The organism is Vibrio sp. 1978, from assembly GCF_033344345.1.
The window spans coordinates 1-508 of sequence record NZ_JAWPOP010001075.1; the positions used below are offsets into that span (position 1 = coordinate 1).

The 508-nt window shown below is 47.0% G+C and carries 1 protein-coding gene; it reads right to left on the reverse strand.

Annotated features, from left to right (window positions below):
- Positions 1-508 (reverse strand): ABC transporter permease (locus R8N49_RS30730; protein ID WP_412034949.1); only part of this gene is annotated, 508 nt, incomplete at both ends.

Genomic DNA, 508 nt, shown 5'->3' on the forward strand with positions numbered 1-508 from the left:
TACGGTCATACAAATCTTTCACTTTTAGATAGAAAAACGCACGCTCTTGCCAAGGAGTAATTTCAACCTCTTGATCACCAAAGCTCAGTTTTTGTTTGTTTAGAATCGTTGCGACTTGCTGTTCAACCTTGTTGGTTAAGCTGGTGTCGAACAGAAATACTGACAGCGCACTGACTTTGTCCGACCCCAGCAGAGACTGAGCACTGTTGATGTGTACGTAAAGTTGGCGTTTATCCAGCTCAGGTACGCCAGTTGAGTAGATACCGCGAACTTTAAAGTCGTAAGCGTTCAAAGCGCCATCTGTCGTAGTAGCAAGTAAGGTAATCCAATCTCCCACGTTGACGCTCAGATTGCTGGCGAGATCCACCCCAAGCATCACTTCTGGCTCAGAAGCGTCGTAGCGAGAGGCATGAATATTGGAAAGCGTCTGCCCATCACGCACGTCCAAAAACGGCCCTTTCATATCGAACTCGCGTTCGTTAACGCCGATGCCAATAAAAATCGAGGA